This window comes from Achromobacter sp. UBA5777 (genome assembly GCF_002418565.1).
In the GTDB taxonomy this organism is placed as follows: Bacteria; Pseudomonadota; Gammaproteobacteria; order Burkholderiales; family Burkholderiaceae_B; genus Achromobacter; species Achromobacter animicus.
Genome location: NZ_DIEJ01000063.1, coordinates 1 through 21,706 on the forward strand (window position 1 = coordinate 1; position 21,706 = coordinate 21,706).

The window sequence follows — 21,706 nt, forward strand, 5'->3', positions numbered from 1 at the left end:
GGGGCCGGCGCGGTGGCGGTGGGACCGGTGGGCGGCGCGCCTGCGGCCCCGTCACGGCCATACAGGCCGGCGTTGGGGTCTGGCGCCGAGCGCGGATCGGGCAGCTTGCCCGTATCGCCCTGGCGGCTGGCCCGGTCCACGAAGGGAACGGGCGCCTTGGTGACATAGAACGCGACGACGGCGGCGACGATCAGCCCGATCAGCAGACCGGCCAATGCCCCGTACAGGGTGCTGCCGCTTTCGCCGGAGGAACGGCTGGAGGATTTGCGCTTGGTTGCCATGAACCGATGTTACATCCGCTCGGGCGCGGAAACGCCCAACAGCGCCAGGCCGTTGGCCAGCACCTGGCGGGTGGTGGCGGCCAGGCGCAGGCGGGCCAGCTTGACGGCAGTGTCGTCGACCAGCACGCGCTCGGCGTTGTACCAGCCGTGGAAGTCCGACGCGCAGTCGCGCAGCCAGAACGCGATGTGGTGCGGCGACAGGTCCTGGGCGGCCAGCGCCACCACCTGCGGGAACTCGGCCAGGCGCTGCATCAGCGCGAATTCGGTCGGCGCGGTCAGCAGCGCGGCGTCGGCCCGGGCCACGTCGGCGGCGGGCATGCCCGCGTTGTTGATGACCGAGCAGATGCGCGCGTGGGCGTACTGGATGTAATAGACGGGGTTCTCGTCGCTCTTGGACAGGGCCAGGTCCACGTCGAACACGAATTCCGTGTCGGCGCGGCGCTGGATCAGGAAGTAGCGGACGGCGTCGCGGCCCACCCAGTCGATCAGGTCCCGCATGGTGACGTAGCTGCCGGCGCGCTTGGAGATCTTGACCTCTTCGCCGCCGCGCATCACCTTGACCATCTTGTGCAGCACGTAGGACGGGTAGTCCTTCGGGATGCCCTCTTCCAGCGCCTGCAGGCCGGCGCGCACGCGGGCAACGGTGCCGTGGTGGTCGCTGCCCTGGATGTTCACGGCGCGATGGAAACCGCGCTCCCATTTGGCCTTGTGGTAGGCCACGTCGGGGACGAAATAGGTGTAGCCGCCCTCGCTTTTGCGCATGACGCGGTCTTTGTCGTCGCCCGTGCCCAGTTCGGTGGTGCGCAGCCACAGCGCGCCGCCTTCCTCGTAGGTATGACCGCCGGCGATCAGCGCCTTGACCGTCGCTTCGACGCGGCCGGACGTGTAGAGCGAGCTTTCCAGGTAGTAATTGTCGAACGCCAGGCCGAAGGCCTGCAGGTCCAGGTCTTGTTCGCGGCGCAGGTAGGCCACGGCAAAGGCGCGGATGTCGTCCAGATTGTCGATGTTGCCGGTAGCGGTGACGGGCTCGCCGTCGGACGCCTGGATGGTCTTGCCGTCCTGGAAGTCGCGGGCGATGTCGGCGATGTAGTCGCCCTTGTAGCCGTCTTCGGGCCAATCGGGGGAATCGGTGGTCAGGCCGCGGGCGCGAGCCTGCACGCTGATCGCCAGGTTCTGGATCTGGTTGCCGGCGTCGTTGTAATAGAACTCGCGGGTGACGTCCCAGCCGACGGCGTCGTACAGGCGGCACAGCGCGTCGCCCAGCGCGGCCTGGCGGGCATGGCCCACGTGCAGCGGGCCGGTGGGGTTGGCCGACACGAACTCGACCAGGATCTTCTCGCCCAGGCGCGCGGCGCGGCCGTAGGCGTCGCCCTGTTCGGCCACCGCGGCGATCACGGCCTGGCGGGCAGCCGGCGTGATGCGCAGGTTGATGAAGCCGGGACCGGCCACTTCAGCACTTTCGACCAGCGCGGCGGCGTCGGGATTGGCCATCACGGCGTCCACGATGCCCTGAGCCAGTTCGCGGGGATTGCGGCGCGCGGGTTTGGCCAGCTGCATGGCCACGTTGGTGGCGACGTCGCCATGGGCGGCAACCTTGGGGCGTTCCAGCAGCACGTTGGGCTGGGCGTCGGGCAGGCTCTGCGCGACGGCGGCCTGGATCAGGGAGATAAGCTGTTTTTGTTGCTCGAGGAGCATGGGCGTCTGGCGTGGTTCTGAGTGAGTGACGATGGCGGCGCGGCGCTTGCGGCCTGCGGGCGATCCGCGCCGTGCCCGCAGGCGGGCTCGCGGTTCTGTCCGGCGGCGGCGGGCAAGCCGGCGCGCATGTGCCGGAAATCTGGGGCCCGGCGCGGCGCCTGCTGTCACGGGAAACCCCTGAATCATAGTTGATTTGGGGGCGCCAGTTGGCATCATGGGGGCGTTGGGGTAGTGTACGGAGCTAAGGTAATCAATGTAGGAGACCGGAATATGCTGATCACTTTTCACTCCAAGGTCGTGGCCGAAGTCCTGATGCTGACCGACCACGCGGGCGCCCTGTTGCAGGCGGCCGGCAAGCCGGTCGGCGACAAGATCCCCGAGCGCGGCGTCTTCACCGTGGAGCAGCTTGGACCGGCCATCAGCGGTATCGAACGCGCGATCGACGAGTACCAGCATGCCCACGAAAGCCCGGACGAGGACGACGAGGACAAGGCGCCCGTCGCCCCGATGGCGCGCGCGGTGGGTCTGAAGGAACGCGCCTTTCCCCTGCTGGACATGATGCGCCAGTCGCAGGCCGCGGGCGCCGAGGTCACCTGGGAAGTCTCGCGGGGCTGGTAGGACTATGTCGCCGGGCGGACAATCTGTCCGGCGTTTTTTGCCTACCCTGTTGGCCTGACGCCCTTTGACGGAGCCTTATTTCCATGCGCAGCGACATCACCATCGTTTTCGACCCCCGGCGTTCGCTGGACCTTTCCGCGAACGTCGAAACCTCCCCGCAACGCCAGGCCGATGCGCGCGACTGGTTTGACAGCGCCTGGGAAACGCTGGGCTGCGAGCCGCTGCGGCCGAGCGGCAAGGTCCTGCTGCTGGACAAGGTGCTGGGCGTGGCCGACGCGCTGGGCTACGACACCCTGTCCTCTGACGAAAAGGAAGCTCGCGAATTCGCCGAGCACCTGGCGCTGGCGCTGGAGCGTCCGCGCATCACGGTGGACCTGCCTGGCCTGACCGTGGGGTATTGAACGGCTTTACGTCCCGCCGCACGTGACAAACCCCGCCTCGGCGGGGTTTTTTGTGCGCTGCGTGCATGGCGGCGGGATTGGTGCGGCGCGGCGTACGAACTGATCCCTACCGGATCCCCGCCCGCATGAACGACTGCACGAACTGGCGCTGGAACAGCAGGAACGCGATCAGCAGCGGCGCGGCCGACATCAGCGTCGCGGCGGTGATGACCGACCAGTCGATGCCCTGATCCGTCGACGAGAACACCTGCAGTCCCACCGTCAGCGGCCGGGATTCCACCGAGTTGGTGATGATCAGCGGCCACAGGAAGTTGTTCCAATGGTGGCTGACCGACACCAGCCCGTAGGCCACGTAGATCGGCTTGGCCAGCGGCACGTACACCTTCCAGAGCACCTGCAGCGCGTTCGCGCCTTCCATGCGGGCCGCCTCTTCCAGTTCCCGCGGAACCGTCTTGAAGGTCTGGCGCAACAGAAAGATGCCGAAGGCCGAGGCGAAGTACGGCAGTCCGATTGCAAACACCGTGTCGCGTACGCCCAGGAGGCTCATCGACCGGTAGTTTTCCACCAGCAGCACGTCGGGCATGATCATCAGCTGCAACAGCACCAGCATGAAGACAAAATCGCGGCCGCGGAACTCGAAGCGCGCGAACGCATAGCCCGCCAGCGTCGACAGCACGAGCTGCGCGGCCAGCACCATCGTGACCAGCACGAACGTGTTCAGGAAGTAGCGCGGAAACGGCGCCGCGTTCCAGGCACGGACGAAGTTGTCCAGCGTCAGCGGCGCAAAAAGATCAAAGCGGGTGGCGTAGGCGGGCGGATGGAACGCCGCCCACATCGCGTAGGCCAGCGGCAGGATCCACAAGAGGCCAAGCGCCCACGCGCCCAGGGTATCGAGCTTGTCTTTCATTGGTAGTGCGTCCTGCGGTCCAGCCAGCGGAACTTGATCAGCGCCGTCAGCGCCAGCACCACCAGCAACACGACGGTCAGGGTCGCGGCATAGGCCGTGTCCCAGAAGCTGAATCCCACCTGGTAGATGTAATAGAGCAGCAAGGTGCTGGCGTTGTCCGGCCCGCCGCGCGTCATCACGACCACGTGGTCGACCAGCCGGAACGCGTTGATCAGTGCATTGATCAGCACGAAGAGCGTGGTGGGCATCAGCAGCGGCCACAGGATGCGGCGGAAATACTGCCAGCGCGAGGCGCCTTCCAGCATGGCCGCTTCACGCAGCGACGGCGACACCGTCTGCAGCGCGGCCAGATAGAAGATCATGAAAAAGCCGGCCTCTTTCCAGACCGTCACCAGCATCAGCGCGGGCAGCGCGGTTTCGCGGTTGCCCAGCCAGTTGGGACCCGGCGCGCCGAACCACCCCATCACCTGCGCGATCAGCCCGTACTGCGGCGTGTAGAAGAACAGCCAGATGTTGGCGACTGCCACCATCGGCAGCACGGTTGGCGTGAAGTACGCCATGCGCAGGAACCCGCGTCCGGTGAGATTGCGGTTGACCCATAGCGCCATGATCAGCGCGATGCCGATCGAGGTGGGAATGGTGCCCAGCGCAAACCACAGGTTGTTCCAGAGCGACTGCCAGAACACGGGGTCGTCGCGCATGACCGCGTAGTTGTCCAGCCCGACGAAGCGGGCCGGGCGCGCGCCCTTTGGGGTGGAGAAAAAGCTGTGCCAAAGCGTCGCCACCGCCGGGTAATGCGTGAAGGCGGCGAGCAGCACGATGGCTGGCAGCAGAAGCAGCCAGCCATAAAGCGCATTCAAAGAGCGGCTCATCGTGCGTGCGGTCGGTTTACTTGTAGGAACGCAGTATGCGATCGGACTCGCGCTGCGCGTCGGTCAGGGCCTGCTGCGGCGTCTTCGAGCCCGTCAGCGCTGCCTGCAGGGCGTCGTTCAGGGTCTTGGTGACGCGCTGGTTTTCATGCGTGGAGAATTCCGCCACGCTGACTTCCAGCTGGTCGCGCGCGACCGTGGCGGCCGGCACTTCCTGCGCGTACTTCTTCATCTTCTCGGTTTCCCAGGCGGCCGGCGTCACGGCCACGTAGCCGGTGGCGATGCTCCAGTCGGCCGCGCGCTCGGGCGTGGTGGCCCATTGCGCGAACTTCAGCGCCGCGGCCTGCTGCTCCGGCGTGCCGCTCTTGAAGATGTAGAAGTTGCCGCCGCCCGTGGGGCTGCCGCCGCGCTTTTGCTGCGGCATCATCGCCACGCCGAACGGGAAGTCCGCGTTCTTGCGGATGTTGGTCAGGTTGCCCGTGGTGGTCCACACCATGGCCGCCTTCTTTTCCAGGAAGTCCTTGGGCGTGGTGCCCCAGTCGATCGTGCCGGTCGGCATGATCTTGTGCTTGGCCGACAGGTCGCGCCAGAACTGCGCGGCTTCGACCACTGCCGGCTTGTCCAGGTAGACCTCGTTGCCGGCTTCGTTCATCAGGATCGCGCCGTTGGGCGTGGTCAGCGCCTGGAACAGCCAGTACGCGAATGCGCCGCCCGACGGGATCTCGATGCCCCACTGCGTCGTGTTGCCCGAGGCGTCCTGCTTGGTCAGCTTCTTGCCGTAGTCGACCAGCTCGGCCCAGGTCTTGGGCGGCTTTTCGGGATCCAGGCCGGCAGCCTTGAAGAGATCCTTGTTGTAGTACATGACGATCGTCGAACGCTGGAACGGCACGCCCCAGGTGTGGCCGCCGGTGCGGCTGTTCTGCATGAAGGCGTCATAGAAGCCGCCCAGCCACTTCTTGTCGGCGTCGGTCTTGGCCAGGCCGTCGATGGGGACGATGGCGTCTTCGTCGATCAGCGTGAACATGTCGGTGGACAGCAGCACGGCCAGTTGCGGCGGGGTGCCGCCCTTGAGCGCGGTCAGCGCCTTGGCGATGGAGTCCTGGTACGAACCGGCGTAGATCGGCTTGATCTTGATGTTGGGATTTTCCTTCTGGAAATCCGTCACCATGTCGTCGACGATCTTGGTGATCGGGCCGCCGACGGCGACCGGGTAGTAGAACTCGACCTCGACGGGCTTGTTCTGCGCCTGCACAGGCAGAGACAGGCAGGCGGCGGCCAGGCTGGCGGCCAGGGTCTTGAGTACGATGCGTCGCATGGGATGTTCCTTTCCTGTGTGTGGGCTATTTTTTTTAGCGCCCGTCGGTGTTGATGACCGCCGAATCGGCGGCAAAGAAATGCTGTTGCCCGTCCGGCCAGGACAGGCGCAGCGACTCGCCGGCGCTTGCGCGCAGATGGCCGCCGACCCGGACGGCCACGCCGCCCGTGTCGCCGATGCGGCACACCACGATGGAGTCCGCGCCGAAGTACTCCACGCTTTCGACGGTGGCGGCGATGCCGTCGCTGTCGATGCGGATATGTTCCGGACGCACGCCAAGCTTCACGGCGCCGCCCGGGGCGTTCGCGATGACCGGGCCTTGCGTGCCGGCGATCACCGTGCCGCCCGCTTGCTGCGCCAGGTTGATCAGGTTCATGGGCGGCGTGCCGATGAAGCGCGCCGCGAACTCGCTGGCCGGACGCGCATACAGGCCATCAGGCGTGTCGTGCTGTTCGATCTGGCCGCCGCGCAGCAGCACCACTTGATCGGCCATGCTCATGGCCTCGGTCTGATCGTGCGTGACGTAGACCATGGTGATGCCCAGGCTCTGCTGCAATGCGCGGATCTCGCGGCGCATTTCGTGGCGCAGCTGGGCGTCCAGGTTGGAAAGGGGTTCGTCCATCAGGCAGACCGGCGCTTCGGAAATCACGGCGCGGCCCAGCGCCACGCGCTGCTGCTGGCCGCCGGACAGTTGCGACGGCTTGCGGTCCAGCAGATGCGACAGACCCAGCAGATCGGCCACGCGCTTCAAGCGCCGGTCGAAGTCCTTGGCGGGCTCCTTGCGCACCTTCAGGCCGAACAGGATGTTCTCGCGCACCGACAGGTGCGGAAACAGCGCATACGACTGGAACACCATCGAGATGCGGCGCTTGGCCGGCGGCAGTTGCGTGACGTCGCGGTCGCCGATGCGGATGGTGCCCGACGTAGGCGTATCCAGGCCGGCGATCATGCGCAGCGTCGTGGACTTGCCGCAACCGGACGGACCCAGCAGGACGGTGAAGCTGCCGGCCGGAACCGTGAAGCTCACGCCTTGGATCGCCGCCGCGCCGGCGTACTGTTTGGTGAGGTTATCCAGAACGATGGATGACATGCTGTCTCGAAGATCTAATTGTTAGATCCGCATTGTTGCCTGTTATGAAAACCTTTTCATTGTGCAGCGCAAACATGACGGATATGTGGCAATGCAGGGGCTTCTGGTCCGGCGTTCAGCCAAACGGATACGGGCCGGGGTAATCCCCAATGACTGCGTGATGCGTGACCAGATTGCCGCTCTGCCACCAATGCAGCTGATAGCCGGGCGGTTCCATGATGTATTGCAGCGTCGGGCGCGGACCGAGTTCCAGCGCAAGCTGGTGCGCGGTGCCCGGACAGGTCGATGCGATCGTGCCGCCAAAGCGCTGGAAAATCGTGCGATGCAGGTGACCGCACAGCACGCGCTCCACGTTGGGGTAGCGGGCGACGATGCGCTCCAGTTCCGGTGCGCCGGCCAGCAGGCCGATGTCGTCCATGTGCTCGATGCCGGTCAGGAATGGCGGGTGGTGCATCAGGACCAGCGTGGGCCGGCCGGGCTGTTCGGCCAGGCGTTCAGCCAGCCAATCCAGGCGCGTCTGGCAGAGTTCGCCATGGCTCTTCATCGGCACGACGGTGTCCAGCGCCAGCATGCGCAGTGGATAGGTCTCGATGGCGTACTGCACGAATTGTCCGCCGTCCTGCAGGTACGCGTGGTCGGGAAACGCGGCGCGCAGTTCGGCGCGGTCATCGTGATTGCCGGGCAGCAGGAAATACGGAATCTCAAGCGCCTGCAGGTGCTCGCGCAGCGTCTGATATTCGATGGGCTTGCCCAGGTCCGTCAGGTCGCCGGTGATCAGCACGCAGTCGGGGCGCGGCGTCAGCGCGTTCAGGGCGCGCACCGCCGGCGCCAGAAACGCCGCCGGATCGATGATGCCGTAGGCCTTGTCTCCCGGGGTGCGCATGTGAAGGTCGGTGATTTGTGCGATGAGCATGGCGGTCTGGAAGTTGTCTGAATGGTGGGTAGCGGGCTTAGCGGCGCACGGATGCAGCAGTGCCGCCGACGACGATGCAATGCGGCAGGCGGTTCGATTGCGGCGGCTGGCCATGGATTTGCGCCAGCAGGTTCGAGCACGCCGTCTGCCCAATGCCGTCGCTGGGCTGTGCGACGGTGGTCAGCGGCGGCGTCAGCAACGCGCCAAAGCGCATGCCGTCAAAGCCGCATACGGAAATGTCGGCGGGCACGGACAGACCCAGTCCCACCAGGTCGGCGATGACGGCGGTGGCGAGCAGGTCGTTGGAGCAAAAGAGCGCCGTGGGCGCCTGCTTGCCGCGCAGCGCGGCCTTCAAGGCATCCACGTCGCTGCCGGTGTGCGAGCTCATGGCGATGTGCTGGATCGTGTCCAGACCCAGCTTCTTTGCGCTGGCGCGCGCGCCCATCAGACGACGGCGCGCGCGGTCCGAGGCGGTCAGCGGGCCGGTCACCAGCGCGATGCGCTTGTGCCCCATCGCGGCCAGATGCGCCACCATGTCGCTTGCCGCGGCGCGATTGTCGACCGAGGCAAACGGATGATCGTTGGATTCGTTGTAGACCAGGACGTAAGGAATGCCGCTGCGGTCCAGGTCGTCCAGCGTGGCGCTCTTGCTGACGTCGGCCACGGTCAGGATGAGGCCGTCGACCTGATGGTCGATCAGGCCCTGCACGGCCGCGGATTCCACGGCGGGGTCGTAGCCGGTGGCGGTCAGCATGACGCTGTAGCCCGATTCACGAGCGCGGCGTTCGGCGCCTTCGAAGCACTCGGCGAACACGGGGTTCGATAGCGTGGGCAGGATCAACCCGATGGTGCGCGTGCTGCCTGAACGCAGGCTGCGACCGACGCGGTTGGGCCGAAAGCCCGCGCGCTTGGCGATGTTGCGGATGTGCGCCAGCGTGTCGGGATGCACGATCTCCGGCTGGTTGAACGCGCGCGACACCGTCGCCGGCGAAACCCCCGCCTTGCGAGCCACTTCGATGATGGAAAAGCGGGGCGACGGGCGCGTAGCCATTGATGGAATCGCTGCAAGTTTGCTGAAAACGATTTCACTTTACTTGAGGAATATGAACTTTGTATTGCACGGGTTTGCGCTATGCTGGTGCGAACGCAACAACACAAAGCCATGGCGCAGCGCGTTATTCGGCGGAAAACCCGTTATTTCGGTGTTTCTCCCAATTGACGCAATACGCACAACGGCGGGGTCGGTGTGCCGGGCATGACGCTTGCTTTCACGGGCAGGCAGCCACGCCGGGCATACCCTCGGTCAAGGGGACCGGGTGCGCAGTATGTTTTTCCGCGCTCGTCGCGGCACCGGCAAAGAGGAAAGAATCATGTCTACTGCCTTGAACAGACTGGGCGCGGTTGAAGCCGTGCGCAAGCTGCAACGGCGTGAATTGACCGCAGTGCAACTGGTGCGCGCCTGCTTCGCGCGCATCGAACAGCGCGAGAACACCGTCCATGCCTGGACGGCCCTGCAGAAGCAGGCTGCGCTCGACCAGGCCGAAACCCTCGACCGCGGCGCGCTGCGCGGTCCGCTGCACGGCCTGCCCATCGGCGTGAAAGACTTGTTCGACACCGCCGACCTGCCCACCCGCTACGGGTCCCCCATCTACGACCGCCATCGCCCCGGACTGGACGCCGCCTCTGTAGCGCTATGCCGTGGCGCGGGCGCCATCGTCATCGGCAAGACCGTCACCACCGAATTCGCCACCTACCAGGCCGGCCCCACGCGCAATCCGCGCAACGAGGCCTACACCCCCGGCGGCTCGTCCAGCGGCTCGGCCGCTGCGGTGGCCGACGACATGGTGCCCTTTGCGCTGGGTTCGCAAACGGCGGGTTCCATCATCCGACCGGCGTCCTATTGCGGCGTGGTCGGTTTCAAGCCCACCTTCGGCGGGATCTCCCGCGCCGGCGTGAAAAGCCTGGCCGAATCGCTGGATACGGTCGGCGGATTCGCGCGCTCGGTGGAAGATGTGGCGCTGTTCTCGTCGGTCCTGATGCGCGATCCGCGCATGCTGGACCTGTCCTATCACGACGCGCCGCGCGTGGGCATGTATCGCAGCCTGCAGTGGCGCCATGCGCAGCCCGAAACCAAGGAAGCCTTCGCGCAAGCCGCGGCGATCCTGTCGCGCGCGGGCGCCAAGGTCGAGGAAGTGCCGCTGCCGCCGGAGCATTGCGTGCTGGTGCAGCTGCATTCGGACATCATGGCGTTCGAGGCCTCGCAGGCGCTGGCGTACGAACGCGTGGAACATGCCGCGCAGCTCAGTCCCAAGCTGCAGGCCATCCTGGAATCCGGCGCGCAGATCAGCGCGGAGCAGCACATCAAGAACCTGGAACGCGCCGCTGAATCGCGCGCGCGGGTCGACACGTGGTTCGACCGATACGACGTGCTGATTGCCCCCAGCGCCAGCGGCGAGGCGCCCTTTGCAGACCTGGGCACGGGCGATCCGCAGTTCTCGCGGGCCTGGACATTGTTCGGCCTGCCCTGCCTGAACCTGCCCTTCGCGACAGGACCGCAGGGCCTGCCGGTGGGCTTGCAGCTCGTCGGCGCGCGGTATGAAGACCATCGACTGCTCGCCATCGGCGCATGGGTTCATGCGCGTCTGCTGGCAGCGAATGCGCCAGATATCGGCGCCTCTGACATGTGGCCGCGCGGCTGATTGCGCGGCTTCCAATGTTGGACGGCGTCAGGCGCCTGGCAAGAGGATCGTCAGCGCGTGACAGCTGTTAAAGGGTGTCTGACACTCTGCCGTGCGAAGACGGATCACCCCAAATGAAAAAGCCCGCCGGATAAGGCGGGCTTCGTTTTGTGCCCCGTAATCGGGGGCCTCAGGCCTGGTCGTGGATCACACGGCTTCGGCGGCTTCCTGTTCGGCGGTGACGGCGCCGGAATTGATGTGGCGGTTCACGGCGCTCAGCACGGCCTGGAACGAGGCCGTCACGATGTCGCGGTCGATGCCCACGCCAAAGCCCGTGGCAGATTCGCCGACGCGCAGTTCGACATAGGACGCGGCGCGGGTGCCGGTGCCGGTGCCGATGGCGTGCTCGTGGTAATCCATGATGCGAACCGGCACATCCAGCGCGGCCACGAAGGCCGAGATCGCGCCGTCGCCCTTACCGCGCACGATGCGGCGCTCGCCGTTGAATTCAAGTTCGGCTTCGATGCTGAAGTGCTGGCCTTCGCCGGCCGACGGATCGCCGTCGATGCGATGACGGATCAGCTTCCACGGCGCCTTCTGCTCAAGGTATTCGCGGTTGAAGATCGTGTGCACGTCGTCGGCGGTGACTTCGCGGCCGGTCTCGTCGGTGACGCGCTGGATGGCACGGCTGAATTCGATCTGCAGCCGGCGCGGCAACACCAGGCCGTGTTCCTGCTCGAGCAGGTACGACACGCCGCCCTTGCCGGACTGGCTGTTCACGCGGATCACGGCGTCGTAGCTGCGGCCGAGGTCGGCGGGGTCGATCGGCAAGTACGGCACTTCCCAGACGGCGTCGGCCTTTTGCAATGCGAAGCCCTTCTTGATCGCGTCCTGGTGCGAGCCGGAGAACGCGGTGAAGACCAGGTCGCCCGCGTACGGATGGCGCGGATGGACCGGCAACTGGTTGCAGTATTCGGCGCAGCGGCGCACTTCGTCGATGTCCGAGAAGTCCAGGCCGGGATGCACGCCCTGCGTGTAGAGGTTCAACGCGAGCGTGACGAGGTCCACGTTGCCGGTGCGCTCGCCGCTGCCGAAGAGGCAGCCTTCGATGCGGTCGGCGCCGGCCATCACGGCAAACTCGGCGGCGGCCACGGCGGTGCCGCGGTCATTGTGCGGATGGACGCTGAGCACGATGCTGTCGCGGCGGGCCAGATTCTTGTGCATCCACTCGATCTGGTCGGCGTACAGGTTGGGCGTGGTCGCCTCGATGGTGGCGGGCAGGTTCAGCACCATCTTGTGGTCGGGCGTGGGTTGCCAGACATCGGCGACGGCGTCCGAGACTTCCAGCGCGAATTCGGGTTCGGTCGTGCTGAAGACTTCGGGCGAGTACTCGTAGCTCCACTTGGTTTCGGGACGCTGCGACGTGTACTGCTTGATGAGGCGCGTGCCGGTGGTGGCGATGTTCTTGATCTCGTCCTTGGACATGTTGAACACGACCTTGCGGAAGGCCGGTGCGCAGGCGTTGTACATGTGGACGATGGCCTGCTTGGCGCCCGCGGCGGCTTCCACGGTGCGGCTGATCAGGTCTTCGCGCGATTGGGTCAGCACGATGATGGTCACGTCATCGGGAATGCGCTTCTCGTCGATGAGCTTGCGCACGAAGTCGAAGTCGGTCTGCGACGCGGACGGGAAGCCGACTTCAATTTCCTTGAAGCCGATCTTCACGAGCTGTTCGAAGAAGCGGACCTTGCGTTCCACGCTCATCGGCTCGATCAGCGCCTGGTTACCGTCGCGCAGGTCCGTGCTCATCCAGATCGGCGCCTTCGTGATGCGGCGGCTGGGCCAGGTGCGTTCGGAGAAATCGCGGGTAAAGGGCGCGAAGGGGACGTATTTGGTGGCGGGGTTGGCAAGCATCATCACTACACCTCGATCGGTTTCTTTTGAATCCCGGCGCGTTTTGCGCTCGTCGGCATCGCAACCGGATGACGGTCTTGTGCCAGGGTTTGCCGGGATGGCCGGCAGGATTCAGAGATAAAAAGGGGAAATCGCGTGTGGCAAACGTGGCTGCCGAGCTACCACGGGGACACTAGGCCCGGCAACCGATCGGTAGCAATAGCGATAGCGCGATGAAGGAGGATTGAACGCGCAGGCCGGCGACCGGAGCGGCGGAGCGTCCGGTGGCAATCGCGAGGGAGGTGCGGTAAGCGGCCATGGGGTGCTAGTCAAACACACTTTTTCGGGAAGCGCAAACGGAAAGAGCAAGGGACGGATCACATCGCGGTCTTTTCCGTTGGCTGACCGATGGGCCTTTAGAAACGGCAAGGCCGCCTTGCGGCGGCCTTTGGCGGTGCTGGATGCGGCCTAGCGGGCCGGGCCGATGCGGGGTTCGACGTAGCGCGGTTCGCGCGGCGCGTCACGGCGGACGTCGTCGCGCGGATCGCGGCCCGGGCGGTTGGCGCCCGCTTCCAGGATCCGGGCCTGCTCGGCCACCATGTCGATCTTGCCAATGCGGTTGTGGCGCAATTCCGACAGCGAGCGGCGCAGGTCGCCGACGGTGAAGGGTTCCTGCCGGTCGCCCCAGGTCCAGCGCAGCACGCCCAGCGATTCTTCAGACAGGTTGGGCGCCAGTTCGGCCAGCGTATCTGTGCCGACCGGCGTCGCGGCGCCGGAGGCCAGGCTGGCGTAGAACCAGGCGCGCACCGAAAAGAAGACGATCAGGGTCCAGATGCCGGCAACCACCCACCAGAGGTAGGGATTGATCCGCTGCGCCATGTCCTGGGTGGGCTGGCCTAGCGTATGCAGGAAGTCGTAGTTCATGCGCTTGCCGAAATCGAGTATCCAGGAGGCAACCAGATACCAGACAACGATCGCGACAGCGATGACGATCGCGCGCAAAACGAGTCGGGGAAGCGCCAGTTTGAGCAGGGTCTGGCCGATCAGTCGGCAGTCCTGGCGAACGCTTGCGGGCGAAGTCAGATTCATCATGCAAAATATTGTACCTATGACCCGTCCAATTTTAGAACTGCGGCCTGGCCAGCACCTGACGCTGACCCCACAACTACAACAGTCCATCCGGCTGTTGCAGCTGTCCACGCTCGACCTCGAAGCGGAAATCTCGCAAGTGCTGGCCGAAAATCCCCTGCTTGACCGGGAGGACGAGCCGTCGTCGGCCGAGGCTGAGTCGCGGGCAGAGTCCGAGCGCGAGTCCTCGGTGCAGGACGATGAGCCGGCGGCCGAGCGCGAGACGCCCATCGACGAGATGCCGGGTTCGGGCGGCGTGTACCCCGATGACGACGCCAGCCTGCCCGAGGCGGCGCGTCCGGACACCTTGCGCGAGCATCTGCTGGGCCAGCTTGCCCTGACCCGGGCGGCGCCGCGCGATGCCGCGCTGGCGTCCCTGCTGATCGACGAACTGGACGAAAACGGATACCTCGGATCGCCGTTGGATGAGATTCTGGGTTGGCTTCCGGCAGAAATGGAGCCGGACATGGACGAGCTGCGCGCGGCGCTGTCGCTGCTGCAGTCGTTCGATCCCGTGGGTATCGGCGCGCGCGACATGGCCGAGTGCCTGCACCTGCAGTTGCGAAATCCCGACCTCAGCCGGTTGCCCGAGGCGGCCGATCCCGCCGTGCTGGCCTGTGCGCGGCGGATCTGCGCTGAACACCTGCCGCTGCTGGCAACCGGCAACGCCGCGCGCGTATGTGCGGCGCTGGGTTGCGACGAACCCACGTTCCGCGCGGCGCATGCGTTGATCCTGCGCCTGGAGCCCCGCCCCGGACGGGCGTGGACCGTGCCGGCCGCCGAATATGCGGTGCCGGACGTCATCGTGCGCAAGACGCGGCGCGGCTGGCAGGCCACGCTTAACAGCGCCGCCGTGCCGCGCTTGCAGATCAACGGTCTGTATGCGCAGATGCTGGGCAACCAGAAGGAATCCGCGCACGCCGGGCTGCAAGCCCAATTGCAGCAGGCCAAATGGATGATCCGGAACGTGGAGCAGCGCTTCGACACCATCCTGCGCGTGTCGCAGGCCATCGTCGAACGCCAGACCGCATTTTTCAGCCAGGGACCGGCGGCCATGCGCCCGCTGATCCTGAAAGACATTGCCGGCGAACTCGGCTTGCACGAATCGACCATTTCACGCGCCACAACGCAGAAGTACATGCTCACTCCGTTTGGCACGTTGGAGCTCAAGCGCTTCTTCGGCACGGGCGTTTCGACCGAAGGCGGGGACGCCACGTCGGCGACGGCGGTGCAGACCTACATCCGCCAGATGGTGGCTGACGAGAATCGCGCCAAGCCGTTGTCGGACAGTCAGATCATGCAAAAACTGGCCGATCAGGGGATAGTGATCGCCCGCCGGACGGTGGCAAAGTACCGCGAAGCGCTGCGGATTGCCCCGGCCGCGCTGCGCAAGGCGCAAGCCGCCGCGCGTTGAAATAAGGGACAAGCTTCGGCAAAATTGTCCCTAATTTCAACGGCTTGCGTGACACTTCGGTTGCAAAATTATTTGCGTGAAGGGCTTGCCAGGGCCTAAATAATTTTCGATAATCATTCGCATGTACATTTGCGTATGTAATGCCATCACCGAACGCCAAGTCCGCGCCAGCGTGGACGCGGGCGCGACGACGCTTTCCGACCTGCAGTTCGAGCTGGGCGTGGCCACGTGCTGCGGCTGCTGCGCGGCAACCGCCGCCGAGTACCTGCCGGGCGGCCGCTGCTCCAGCGTGTGCGACGTGCGCTCCATCGCAGTTCCGGTCAATGCTCCCGCCCTCGTCGAATCGGACACGCCGGCTGCCAACAGCAGCTTCCCGATTCCGCTGGTCGCCATCGCCTGAGCATTGGTGTCAATTCCGGCTCGCTGCCTTCATGCGGCGAGCCGCGACATTTCCTTCTCGCAAAACTCCCTGATATCCATCGCCAGCTGACGCGCCGGTTCGCGCGCGTTGCCGGCGACGCATAGCGCCAGCTCCGACGGCGGGACGGCGGGCAGGCCCACGTCCAGGATCCGGTGCCCGTCCGCGATGCAGCGGCGTTCCAGCAGCGCGATACCCAACCCGCCCGCCAGCGCGGCCTGCACGCCCGACAGGTTCGGGCTTTCGTAGGCGATGCGCCAGCGGCGTCCGGCGGACTCCAGCGCATGAATCGCACGGTTGCGGTAGATGCAGCCCTGCGGAAACGCCACCAGCGGCACGGGCGCCTCCGGCGTCAGCGGCGCCTGCACCGATGCGCTGCCGATCCAGTGCAGCCGCTCGGGCCACGCGGCCAGCGCCGTGCCCGCGCCGGGTTCGCGCTTGAGCAGCGCCACGTCCAGATCCCCCCGCTCCAGGCTGCGCGTCAAGACCGCCGTCAGGTCACAACGCACCGACAGCTGCACCGCGGGCCTCGCCCGGGCGAAGGCGGCGACGACGGCAGTCAGCGCGTCCACCGCAAAGTCGTCCGGAATGCCCAGGCGGATCACGTCCACGCGCTTGCGGCCGCTGACGGCCTCGCGGACCTCGGTAGATAACGCCAGCATCCGGCGGGCATAGCCCAGAAGGCGCTCGCCTTCCTCGGTCAGCTGGACCTGCCGGCCTTCGCGCAGAAACAGCGGGCATTCCAGCGTCTCTTCCAGCTTGCGGATCTGTTGGCTGACGGTGGACTGGCTGCGGTGCACGCGTTCGCCCGCGGCGGTGAAGCCGCCAGCGTCCACGACCGAGACAAAGCTGTGCAGGAGATCGAGATCGAGCATAACGGCGCCTTCAAGCATTCGAATTTCAAATACTTTCGATCCGAATAAAGAGTTTGTCAATGGATGGCTCGGCGCGCAGAATGCCTCGCATCCCGCCGCACATGCGGTTGCAGCGCTACGATGCCGGATCAACCATGAAGGCCCTTTCGACCCCTGCCCCTGCCTTGCCCGCCTCCGACAGCCCGGGCATCAGCCTCCTTCCGATCGCCGCGTTCTGCTTTCTGTGGAGTTCGGCGTTTGCCGCAGCCAAGATCGCCGTGCGCGACTGTCCGCCGCTGACGCTCCTGACGATCCGGTTCCTGATCGCGGGCGCGTTGATGCTGGGCCTGGCGGCGGCCAGCGGTCGTTGGAAGCTGCCTTCGGGCCGCGACTTGGCCTCGCTGGTCCTGCTGGGGGCGCTCAACAACGCGCTGTACCTGGGCTTGAGCTGGTCGGGCATGACCACCGTGTCGTCGGCGTTCACCGCCGTACTCATCAGCACCAACCCGCTGCTCATCGGCGTGCTGGCGGGGCCGTTGCTGGGCGAGCGGCTGAGCTGGCGCAAACTGCTCGGGTTGTGTCTTGGGTTGGCGGGTGTGGCGCTGGTGTTGCGATCGCGGCTGACCGGCATGCAGGAGGACCTGCACGGCACGCTGCTTGTGACCGGGGGCCTGATTGCATTGGTGGCCGGCACCCTGCTTTACAAGATGCTCAAGCCCACCTCCGGTCTGTGGACGTCGACGGGCATACAGTCGCTGGCAGGCGCCGCGGCATTGCTGCCGTTCGCCCTGGCCACCGAAAACCTCGGCGATGCGCGTCTGACTTCCAGCCTGATCTGGAGCATGGCCTACATGATCGTCGCGGTGTCGATGGGCGGTTATTACCTGTGGTTCATGATTCTGGGCCGCGCCAGCGCCACCTCGGCCAGCGCACTGCATTTTCTGATGCCGCCGCTTGGCCTGTTGTTCGGTTGGGTGGTGCTGCGCGAGCCCGTCTCGTGGCTGGACCTGCTGGGCATCGTGCCCATCGCATTCGGCATCTGGCTTGCGACGCGGCGCACCGCGTGAATTGAGGACGGTCAACGCAGCCTGATCCGGTTGCTGATATGCAACGAGCTGGCGTGACGCGTGGCAGCGCAGAATGACGCGGCGCAGGGGGCGCCGCGGAACATATATGGGGACAATCGCGAAGCCATTTCTGCGCGACTAGCGTCTGCAGCCCGCGCCGTTGCGTCGCCACGCATGCAAGGCCTCAGACACACATACTCATTCTCATTAGCTTGTCGCTTTCTTGTTGCGCTCCTAAAGCCGTTTACCAAATGCAGAGCAAGGCTAGGCGCGGCCCTGCGGCCAATGGTAGTCTGCATGGGTTGCGTACGCGCGGCATCGTGCGCTCCTTTGTCGCGATGCGCTCGCGTCGCGCCTGACTGCAAGGAGTCCATCATGAAAGGCGACAAAACCGTCATCCAGTTTCTCAACAAGCAACTGACCAACGAACTGACGGCCATCAACCAATATTTCCTGCATGCCCGCATGCTGAACCATTGGGGCTTCGACAAGCTGGGCAAGCACGAGTACGAAGAATCCATCGGCGAAATGAAGCACGCCGATCGTCTGATCGCCCGCATCTTCATGCTGGACGGCCTGCCCAATCTGCAAGACCTGCACAAGCTGCTGATCGGTGAAGACGTGCCGGAACTGCTGGCCTGTGACCTGAAGCTCGAAACGGCTGCTCAGGCCACCGTCAAGGAAGCCATTGCGTATTGCGAATCGGTGCGGGACTACGTGTCGCGCGATCTGTTCCAAGACATCCTGGACGACACCGAAGAGCACATCGACTATCTGGAAACGCAGATCGACCTGATCGACAAGGTCGGCATCCAGAACTACCTGCAAAGCCAGATGTCCGTGCCTGAATAAGGCTGCTGGCTGCAAAAGAAATGGCGCCCCGCGGGGCGCCATTTTTTTTGCCGTGAACCCGCGTGCGCAGGTGGCGATGCGACGTTTTTATTGCAAACGTCTTACTGCGGACGGGCCGGGCATTCGGCCATCGTGCCCCAGGCACGGTTAGGCGCGCAGTACTTGTTGCGGGCGTTCCAGGAACACGAGGGACGCTCGAAGAAGCCTTGCGTGGCGCATTGGGCCAGTTCGCGCCGCAGCGCGTCCTGCCAGCCTTGCGCGCCGGCTGCCGGCGCGGTGTTGGGCGGCGGCGGGGGCGCCTGCACCATCTGCGGCGTGCCGTAGCTGCCGCCAGCGGCTACGCCGCCGTTGATGGCGGTTGACGTGCCGGGCACCAGCAGGTCCATCGTGCTGACATCGGAATTGCCCGACGGCAGCGGCACCTGAGACGAGGCGGCGATTTCGCGCGCCTGTTCGGGGCTGATGCGTTCACGCGAGATCTGGACGGCGGGATCGCTGACGGTGTCGAACAGCGACACCGTGTTGACCTGCCATTCGCGATCGGACGGTTTGTCGGGCACGCCCAATGTGCCGTCGATGCGCGGCTGCGGCGGCTGCGCCACATACGGACGGCCATTGGCGTCCAGCACGGGCTGCTGGGACGCGGCTGCGTCCTGCCCAGGAGCGGGCGCGGCCGCCGGCGCATGCGCCACCAGCCAGTCACCCAGTTGAATGCCGCCCCATGCCGACGCGCCGAGCGCGATAAGGAGCGTTGCGAATAAAAAACGCCAAGACATTGCTACCCTCAATCTGCCGTGCGGAACCCGAACGGGTCTACGCCTTGTCTCCGAAAACCTTGCCGCCGTGCTCCCGCATGGCGTGGAATTTCACATCGGGATACAGTTCCTCGGCGACGCGCAACTGCGCGGGAGAACCGATCAAAAACGCCGCAGCATCGACGACATCATAGGCGATATGGGCGGCATTGGCATCCATGAACTTGCGCAGCGCCTTGGGGTTTTCAGACGTAATCCAACGTGCCATTGTGTAGCGCGAAGGCAGCATCCGGGCATCCACGCCGTACTCCGTCTTCAGGCGGTGCGCGACCACTTCAAACTGCAGTTGGCCGACCGCGCCCAGCAGCAGCGAGCCGCCAGCAACTTCGGGACGGAACACCTGAATGGCCCCTTCCTCGCCCAATTGGGTGAGGCCGGTGCGCAATTGCTTCGTGCGCAGCGGGTCTTTCACTTCAACCGCCTGGAACAGTTCCGGCGCGAAGAACGGCAGGCCCGTGAACTGCAGGGTCTCGCCTTCGGTCAGCACGTCGCCCAGTTGCAGCACGCCGTGGTTCGGGATGCCGATGACGTCGCCCGCATAGGCCTCGTCGAGCAGTTCGCGGCGCTGCGACAGGAAGGACACCACGTTGTTGGGGCGCATTTCCTTGTTGGTGCGCGCCACCTTCAGGCGCATGCCGCGCTCGAAGCGGCCGGAGCTCACGCGCACGAACGCGACGCGGTCGCGGTGGGCGGGGTCCATGTTGGCCTGCACCTTGAACACCACACCGGTGAACTTGGGCTCTTCGGGCTTGACTTCGCGTTGCAGCGCCATGCGCGCGCCCGGGGGCGGCGCCTGATCGACCAGAGCGTCCAGCACTTCCTGCACGCCGAAGTTGTTGATGGCCGAACCGAAGAACACGGGCGTCTGCTTGCCGGCCAGGAACTGGTCGCGGTCGAAGGCGGGCGCCGCTTCGTTGATGAGCTCGATCTCGCCGCTGGCCTGGTCGAACGCGCCGCCGAAGCGCTTGGCGATTTCGGGGTTGGTCAGGCCTTCGATGAAGTCGTCGTTGTCGGAACGGCGCTCCTGGCCGGGACGGAACACGCGCATGCGGTCACGGCGGATGTCGAACACGCCGCCGAACGACTTGCCCATGCCCACCGGCCACGAGAACGGCACGGCGTCCATGCCCAGGTGCCCTTCGATCTCGGACAGGAGTTCCAGCGGCTCGCGCACTTCGCGGTCCATCTTGTTGATGAACGTGATGATCGGCGTGTTGCGCGCCCGGCAGACTTGCAGGAGGCGGATGGTCTGCGGCTCGACGCCGTTGGCCGCGTCGATCACCATCAGCGCGGCGTCCACTGCCGTCAGCACGCGGTACGTATCTTCGGAGAAGTCCTGGTGGCCCGGCGTGTCGAGCAGGTTGATGACGCAGTCGCGGTACTCCATCTGCATCACCGAGGACGCCACGGAAATGCCGCGCTGCTTTTCGATTTCCATCCAGTCGGACGAAGCATGGCGCGACGCCTTGCGCGCCTTGACGCTGCCGGCGATCTGAATGGCGCCTGCGAACAGCAACAGTTTTTCCGTCAGCGTGGTCTTGCCCGCGTCAGGGTGGGAAATGATGGCGAACGTACGGCGCCGTGCGACTTCGTTGGAAATGCTCATGGTCGGAGGATTCTACTTAACGCCGCTCTACAGGCCGGCGCGGTCCGGTGTCGTGCACGAAAACATGTGGGGCACGCGCCGTTGCCGGCCCGTGCCCCACGCTTTTAATTTCAGTTGTGGCGGCGGAAGGTTGCCAGGAACACGCCGGCCAGGATGAAGAGCGACCCGAAGGTGCGGTTCATCCAGCGGATGTGCTTGGCGTCGCGCAAGAGGCGCAACACGCGCGCCGCCAGCAGCGTGTACACGCCCATCGCCACCAGGTCGGTGAACGCCAGCGTGGCCGCCAAGGCCGCGTACTGCGGCGTCAGCGACAGCGCCGGATCCACGAACTGCGGCACCACGGCCAGCAGGAACACGGTGCCCTTGGGGTTCATGGTGTTGATCAGAAACCCGCGCAGGACCAGGTCACGAATGGACGCCTGGCGGGGATCGCCGGCGTCCACCGCGACCGGCGCGGCGTCCGTGCGGATCTGGCGCACCCCCAGGTAGATCAGGTAGGCAACGCCCAGGTACTTGACCACGTTGAAGGCCATTTCCGACGTTGCCAGCACGGCGCCCAACCCCACGGCGACCACGACGAACTGGAACAGGATGCCCATGATCAGGCCGGCCGTGTTCCAGTAACCGCGCGCAAAGCCGTATTTCAGGCCGGACGACATGGCCGAGATGGCGCCGGCGCCCGGTGAGAACGAAATGGCCCAGGAGGCCAGGAAGAACGTCAACCAGGTGGATAAGGGCATGATGGCGCGGGTCCGTGGATCGCAGTGTCGGGGTTGCGGGAGATATTACTTGCTCAGCAACGCGGCGCGCGGCGCGCCGCTCGGGCGGCCTTGGCCGGCGCGTCCTTCGGCCGGGCGGCCCGAACCGGCATTGCCGGCCGGACGCGACGAAC

20 protein-coding genes and 1 pseudogene are annotated in these 21,706 nt (G+C 65.5%); 7 read left to right on the forward strand and 14 right to left on the reverse strand.

Features of this window, described 5'->3' with window-relative positions; all coding sequences use genetic code 11:
* Nucleotides 1-281, reverse strand: a pseudogene (locus B3446_RS04435) (SPOR domain-containing protein); the annotation flags it as partial.
* Nucleotides 282-290: 9 nt separating this feature from the next.
* The gene (argS, locus tag B3446_RS04440; RefSeq protein ID WP_291377963.1) at nucleotides 291-1,976 is read right to left on the reverse strand and encodes an arginine--tRNA ligase; all 1,686 of its coding nucleotides are present in this window, start codon (nucleotides 1,974-1,976) and stop codon (nucleotides 291-293) included.
* A 270-nt stretch (nucleotides 1,977-2,246) separates the two neighbouring features.
* Here argS and B3446_RS04445 point away from each other — a divergent pair, with 270 nt between their 5' ends.
* Together B3446_RS04445 and B3446_RS04450 are read left to right on the forward strand one after the other, a co-directional pair.
* On the forward strand, nucleotides 2,247-2,594 hold the full coding sequence (locus tag B3446_RS04445) for a DUF1840 domain-containing protein (RefSeq protein ID WP_175123949.1): 348 nt from the start codon (nucleotides 2,247-2,249) through the stop codon (nucleotides 2,592-2,594).
* 83 nt (nucleotides 2,595-2,677) lie between these two features.
* Nucleotides 2,678-2,995, forward strand: coding sequence for a hypothetical protein (locus tag B3446_RS04450; protein WP_191576244.1), 318 nt, complete (start codon nucleotides 2,678-2,680; stop codon nucleotides 2,993-2,995).
* Nucleotides 2,996-3,101: 106 nt separating this feature from the next.
* Here B3446_RS04450 and B3446_RS04455 read toward each other — a convergent pair whose 3' ends face one another.
* The 6 genes from B3446_RS04455 to B3446_RS04480 form a co-directional block, all read right to left on the reverse strand.
* Nucleotides 3,102-3,902 carry a carbohydrate ABC transporter permease gene (locus tag B3446_RS04455; RefSeq protein ID WP_076518055.1) on the reverse strand — a complete coding sequence of 267 codons (801 nt, stop codon included), beginning with the start codon at nucleotides 3,900-3,902 and terminating at the stop codon, nucleotides 3,102-3,104.
* Nucleotides 3,899-4,774 carry a carbohydrate ABC transporter permease gene (locus B3446_RS04460; RefSeq protein WP_175137034.1) on the reverse strand — a complete coding sequence of 292 codons (876 nt, stop codon included), beginning with the start codon at nucleotides 4,772-4,774 and terminating at the stop codon, nucleotides 3,899-3,901. The genes B3446_RS04455 and B3446_RS04460 overlap by 4 nt, the downstream gene beginning before the upstream one ends.
* A gap of 16 nt (nucleotides 4,775-4,790) precedes the next feature.
* On the reverse strand, nucleotides 4,791-6,086 hold the full coding sequence (locus B3446_RS04465; protein WP_191576245.1) for an ABC transporter substrate-binding protein: 1,296 nt from the start codon (nucleotides 6,084-6,086) through the stop codon (nucleotides 4,791-4,793).
* A 34-nt stretch (nucleotides 6,087-6,120) separates the two neighbouring features.
* Nucleotides 6,121-7,176, reverse strand: a complete 1,056-nt coding sequence (locus B3446_RS04470; protein ID WP_291377972.1) for an ABC transporter ATP-binding protein — start codon at nucleotides 7,174-7,176, stop codon at nucleotides 6,121-6,123.
* A gap of 115 nt (nucleotides 7,177-7,291) precedes the next feature.
* On the reverse strand, nucleotides 7,292-8,089 hold the full coding sequence (locus B3446_RS04475) for a phosphodiesterase (protein ID WP_291377974.1): 798 nt from the start codon (nucleotides 8,087-8,089) through the stop codon (nucleotides 7,292-7,294).
* 37 nt (nucleotides 8,090-8,126) lie between these two features.
* Nucleotides 8,127-9,140 (reverse strand): LacI family DNA-binding transcriptional regulator, encoded by a 1,014-nt coding sequence (locus B3446_RS04480; protein WP_291377976.1) that lies wholly within the window; start codon nucleotides 9,138-9,140, stop codon nucleotides 8,127-8,129.
* Between the two features lie 319 nt (nucleotides 9,141-9,459).
* On the opposite strand from B3446_RS04480, the gene B3446_RS04485 reads away from it, so the two are divergent.
* Nucleotides 9,460-10,788: an amidase gene (locus tag B3446_RS04485; protein ID WP_291377977.1), complete on the forward strand. Its 1,329-nt coding sequence runs from the start codon at nucleotides 9,460-9,462 to the stop codon at nucleotides 10,786-10,788.
* 186 nt (nucleotides 10,789-10,974) lie between these two features.
* On the opposite strand, the gene leuA is transcribed toward B3446_RS04485, so the two are convergent.
* Complete coding sequence (gene leuA / locus B3446_RS04490; RefSeq protein WP_191576250.1) at nucleotides 10,975-12,684, reverse strand: 2-isopropylmalate synthase; 1,710 nt, start codon at nucleotides 12,682-12,684, stop codon at nucleotides 10,975-10,977.
* Nucleotides 12,685-13,128: 444 nt separating this feature from the next.
* Nucleotides 13,129-13,752, reverse strand: coding sequence for a hypothetical protein (locus B3446_RS04495; RefSeq protein ID WP_291377980.1), 624 nt, complete (start codon nucleotides 13,750-13,752; stop codon nucleotides 13,129-13,131).
* Between B3446_RS04495 and rpoN the strand changes: the two genes are divergently transcribed.
* Together rpoN and B3446_RS04505 are read left to right on the forward strand one after the other, a co-directional pair.
* The gene (gene rpoN, locus B3446_RS04500) at nucleotides 13,751-15,202 is read left to right on the forward strand and encodes an RNA polymerase factor sigma-54 (RefSeq protein ID WP_191576252.1); all 1,452 of its coding nucleotides are present in this window, start codon (nucleotides 13,751-13,753) and stop codon (nucleotides 15,200-15,202) included. The genes B3446_RS04495 and rpoN overlap by 2 nt on opposite strands.
* A 121-nt stretch (nucleotides 15,203-15,323) precedes the next feature.
* Nucleotides 15,324-15,602: a (2Fe-2S)-binding protein gene (locus tag B3446_RS04505; protein WP_056327752.1), complete on the forward strand. Its 279-nt coding sequence runs from the start codon at nucleotides 15,324-15,326 to the stop codon at nucleotides 15,600-15,602.
* A 29-nt stretch (nucleotides 15,603-15,631) separates the two neighbouring features.
* On the opposite strand, the gene B3446_RS04510 is transcribed toward B3446_RS04505, so the two are convergent.
* Complete coding sequence (locus tag B3446_RS04510; protein ID WP_291377985.1) at nucleotides 15,632-16,495, reverse strand: LysR substrate-binding domain-containing protein; 864 nt, start codon at nucleotides 16,493-16,495, stop codon at nucleotides 15,632-15,634.
* Nucleotides 16,496-16,629: 134 nt separating this feature from the next.
* Between B3446_RS04510 and B3446_RS04515 the strand changes: the two genes are divergently transcribed.
* Nucleotides 16,630-17,541, forward strand: coding sequence for a DMT family transporter (locus B3446_RS04515; RefSeq protein WP_291377987.1), 912 nt, complete (start codon nucleotides 16,630-16,632; stop codon nucleotides 17,539-17,541).
* Nucleotides 17,542-17,916: 375 nt separating this feature from the next.
* Nucleotides 17,917-18,393: a bacterioferritin gene (bfr, locus tag B3446_RS04520; RefSeq protein WP_056327755.1), complete on the forward strand. Its 477-nt coding sequence runs from the start codon at nucleotides 17,917-17,919 to the stop codon at nucleotides 18,391-18,393.
* Nucleotides 18,394-18,494: 101 nt separating this feature from the next.
* Here bfr and B3446_RS04525 read toward each other — a convergent pair whose 3' ends face one another.
* The 3 genes from B3446_RS04525 to B3446_RS04535 all read right to left on the reverse strand — a co-directional run bounded on the left by B3446_RS04525 (nucleotide 18,495) and on the right by B3446_RS04535 (nucleotide 21,554).
* The gene (locus B3446_RS04525) at nucleotides 18,495-19,169 is read right to left on the reverse strand and encodes a hypothetical protein (protein ID WP_056565702.1); all 675 of its coding nucleotides are present in this window, start codon (nucleotides 19,167-19,169) and stop codon (nucleotides 18,495-18,497) included.
* Nucleotides 19,170-19,206: 37 nt separating this feature from the next.
* Nucleotides 19,207-20,814, reverse strand: coding sequence for a peptide chain release factor 3 (locus tag B3446_RS04530; protein WP_056565700.1), 1,608 nt, complete (start codon nucleotides 20,812-20,814; stop codon nucleotides 19,207-19,209).
* A 110-nt stretch (nucleotides 20,815-20,924) separates the two neighbouring features.
* The gene (locus B3446_RS04535) at nucleotides 20,925-21,554 is read right to left on the reverse strand and encodes a LysE family translocator (protein ID WP_056565698.1); all 630 of its coding nucleotides are present in this window, start codon (nucleotides 21,552-21,554) and stop codon (nucleotides 20,925-20,927) included.
* Between the last annotated feature and the right edge of the window lie 152 nt (nucleotides 21,555-21,706).

What these genes read in the sequence shown, in the direction of transcription:
- B3446_RS04470 (WP_291377972.1), bottom strand. Translation starts at nt 7,176, where the DNA reads ATGTCATCCATCGTTCTGGATAACCTCACCAAACAGTACGCCGGCGCG.
- B3446_RS04485 (WP_291377977.1), top strand. Translation starts at nt 9,460, where the DNA reads ATGTCTACTGCCTTGAACAGACTGGGCGCGGTTGAAGCCGTGCGCAAG.
- B3446_RS04510 (WP_291377985.1), bottom strand. Translation starts at nt 16,495, where the DNA reads ATGCTCGATCTCGATCTCCTGCACAGCTTTGTCTCGGTCGTGGACGCT.
- B3446_RS04480 (WP_291377976.1), bottom strand. Translation starts at nt 9,140, where the DNA reads ATGGCTACGCGCCCGTCGCCCCGCTTTTCCATCATCGAAGTGGCTCGC.
- argS (WP_291377963.1), bottom strand. Translation starts at nt 1,976, where the DNA reads ATGCTCCTCGAGCAACAAAAACAGCTTATCTCCCTGATCCAGGCCGCC.
- bfr (WP_056327755.1), top strand. Translation starts at nt 17,917, where the DNA reads ATGAAAGGCGACAAAACCGTCATCCAGTTTCTCAACAAGCAACTGACC.
- B3446_RS04515 (WP_291377987.1), top strand. Translation starts at nt 16,630, where the DNA reads ATGAAGGCCCTTTCGACCCCTGCCCCTGCCTTGCCCGCCTCCGACAGC.
- B3446_RS04530 (WP_056565700.1), bottom strand. Translation starts at nt 20,814, where the DNA reads ATGAGCATTTCCAACGAAGTCGCACGGCGCCGTACGTTCGCCATCATT.
- leuA (WP_191576250.1), bottom strand. Translation starts at nt 12,684, where the DNA reads ATGATGCTTGCCAACCCCGCCACCAAATACGTCCCCTTCGCGCCCTTT.
- B3446_RS04525 (WP_056565702.1), bottom strand. Translation starts at nt 19,169, where the DNA reads ATGTCTTGGCGTTTTTTATTCGCAACGCTCCTTATCGCGCTCGGCGCG.
- rpoN (WP_191576252.1), top strand. Translation starts at nt 13,751, where the DNA reads ATGCAAAATATTGTACCTATGACCCGTCCAATTTTAGAACTGCGGCCT.
- B3446_RS04535 (WP_056565698.1), bottom strand. Translation starts at nt 21,554, where the DNA reads ATGCCCTTATCCACCTGGTTGACGTTCTTCCTGGCCTCCTGGGCCATT.
- B3446_RS04455 (WP_076518055.1), bottom strand. Translation starts at nt 3,902, where the DNA reads ATGAAAGACAAGCTCGATACCCTGGGCGCGTGGGCGCTTGGCCTCTTG.
- B3446_RS04495 (WP_291377980.1), bottom strand. Translation starts at nt 13,752, where the DNA reads ATGATGAATCTGACTTCGCCCGCAAGCGTTCGCCAGGACTGCCGACTG.
- B3446_RS04460 (WP_175137034.1), bottom strand. Translation starts at nt 4,774, where the DNA reads ATGAGCCGCTCTTTGAATGCGCTTTATGGCTGGCTGCTTCTGCTGCCA.
- B3446_RS04450 (WP_191576244.1), top strand. Translation starts at nt 2,678, where the DNA reads ATGCGCAGCGACATCACCATCGTTTTCGACCCCCGGCGTTCGCTGGAC.
- B3446_RS04465 (WP_191576245.1), bottom strand. Translation starts at nt 6,086, where the DNA reads ATGCGACGCATCGTACTCAAGACCCTGGCCGCCAGCCTGGCCGCCGCC.
- B3446_RS04445 (WP_175123949.1), top strand. Translation starts at nt 2,247, where the DNA reads ATGCTGATCACTTTTCACTCCAAGGTCGTGGCCGAAGTCCTGATGCTG.
- B3446_RS04505 (WP_056327752.1), top strand. Translation starts at nt 15,324, where the DNA reads ATGTACATTTGCGTATGTAATGCCATCACCGAACGCCAAGTCCGCGCC.
- B3446_RS04475 (WP_291377974.1), bottom strand. Translation starts at nt 8,089, where the DNA reads ATGCTCATCGCACAAATCACCGACCTTCACATGCGCACCCCGGGAGAC.